This window comes from Actinomycetota bacterium (assembly GCA_005774595.1).
GTDB lineage: Bacteria > Actinomycetota > Coriobacteriia > Anaerosomatales > D1FN1-002 > D1FN1-002.
In genome coordinates this window covers 1-1,820 of the sequence record VAUM01000355.1, presented here as the reverse complement: position 1 = coordinate 1,820, position 1,820 = coordinate 1, and the positions used below count along the sequence as shown (strand labels likewise).

The following is a 1,820-nucleotide window of genomic DNA, read 5'->3' as shown; positions in this document are numbered from 1 at the left end:
TCCGCCTTCCTGTCGTTTCGTGGTCCGACACCACCATCGCCGTCCGGATCCCGACAGGCGCGGCGACCGGGTACCTGGGCATCGTCCGCGGCTCCTGGGCCACCTCGAACGGCATGTGGGTGGGCGTGCGGTCGGCGCCGCGCGTCACGGGCATCTCCACGAGCACCGCGCGTCCCGGCGACCGGCTGACGATCTACGGCAGCGGGTTCGGCACGGCGCAGGGAGCGGGTTTCGCCGCGGTGTGCGGCGTGCGCGCCGAGGTCGTCTCGTGGTCGGACACCGCGGTGACGGTCGTCGTGCCCGCGGTCACCTCGGCCGGGTATGTGGGCATCTACCAGGGTGGCGTGTCCTCGAACGGCGCGTACTTCGTGCCGCTCGCGCCGTAGTCCGGGCCCGCGGTTCAGCAGCCGGTGGGGTTGCGCAGCGCCTCGACCTCGAACGTGAGCTCCACGGTGTCGCCGATGAGGAAGTCGGCTGCTGCTTCGGCCGGTCCGGTCCACACGACGCCGAAGTCCTTGCGCCGCACGGTCGCGGTCGCCTCGAACCCGAGCCGGCTCGAGCCGTCATCCTCGAGCACCTCGCCGCGCCACGTCACGTCCACAGGGACCGGCCGCGTCACGCCGTGGAGCGTGAGCAGGCCGATCAGCCGCAGGTGGTGCGAGTCCACGACCTGGACCTCGTCCGCGACGAACTCGATGGTGTCGAAGCGGCCGGTGTCCAGGAAGAGCGGGCCCATCGCGAGTTCGTCGCGCGGGGCGTCGCCGGTCTCGAGGCTCGACGGGTCGATGATGATCTCGGCGGTGGAGTCGCTCAGCCCGCCCTCGCCCATGCACACGAACCCGCGCCACGTGCGGAACGTGCCGCGCACACGACTCACCCCGAGATGGTTCACACGGAACCACAGCGTGGAGTAGTGCGGGTCGAAGACCCACTTCTCGCGCATCGCGGACGCCTCCGGGGGAGGGCGGCAGGTCGGTGATGAGCGTAGCACTCCGCACTCGGGTGCGATGGCCGTCCGCGGATGTCGACGGTCGCGGGCGGTTCGCGGCGGCGCCTGTGAGGGCGCGCACGCATTAAGGAAGGGCAAGCGAATGTGCCGTCCGTCACACTGAGAGTGCCGTTCGGCGGAAAGCGAGCAGGCCGCCGGCCATTTGTGATTCTCGTCACTTACGAACTCAAGCGCCGGTGCCGAAAATATGGTCGGCTGTTCCTACCCTTGTGCGCGCACGCGTGCCGGGGCGACAGGAGTCGGGGCTATGGGTCACAAGATCAGGCGGATGGGTCCCCGCGTTCTGCGCGCGGCGCTCGTCTTCGCCATGCTCGCGATAGCGTCGCCCGTGTCTCCGGCCGCGTTCGCCGCGAAGCCGCCGCCGGCCAACCCTGTGCTCAACACGATCTCGGCGCCGTACGGCGCGCCGGGCTCGACGCTCGTGCTGACCGGCTCAGGCTTCGGCCTGCGCCCGTCGGGCGACGACGTCGTCTTCGGCGGGGGCGTCAAGGGCGTCACGTATGCGGAATGGTCCGACACGCGCATCTCGGTCCTCGTGCCGAGCGGCGCGGCACAGGGCGGCGTCTACGTCTACGTCGACAAGGTCTCGAGCAACGCGCTGCCGTTCACGCCGTGGGGTCCGCCCACGCTGAGCGCCGTGACGCCGAACACCTCACCGATCGGATCCCAGGTCGTGCTCACGGGGTCCGGGTTCGGGAGCGCACAAGGGACGTCCACGGTGCGCTTCGCCGGCACGAGCGCGGGTGCGGCGGTGTCGTGGTCCGACACGACGATCACCGTCACCGTGACGTTCCCGGCGGCGCACGACGGC

3 protein-coding genes are annotated in these 1,820 nt (G+C 70.5%); 2 read left to right on the top strand and 1 reads right to left on the bottom strand.

Going from position 1 to position 1,820, the window contains the following annotated elements:
• Positions 1-386, top strand: a 386-nt coding sequence (locus tag FDZ70_10045; protein ID TLM68096.1) for a hypothetical protein, incomplete at its 5' end; no start/stop codon positions are given.
• 14 nt (positions 387-400) lie between these two features.
• On the opposite strand, the gene FDZ70_10040 is transcribed toward FDZ70_10045, so the two are convergent.
• On the bottom strand, positions 401-943 hold the full coding sequence (locus tag FDZ70_10040) for a YceI family protein (GenBank protein ID TLM68095.1): 543 nt from the start codon (positions 941-943) through the stop codon (positions 401-403).
• 253 nt (positions 944-1,196) lie between these two features.
• Here FDZ70_10040 and FDZ70_10035 point away from each other — a divergent pair.
• Positions 1,197-1,820, top strand: a 624-nt coding sequence (locus FDZ70_10035; protein TLM68094.1) for a hypothetical protein, incomplete at its 3' end; no start/stop codon positions are given.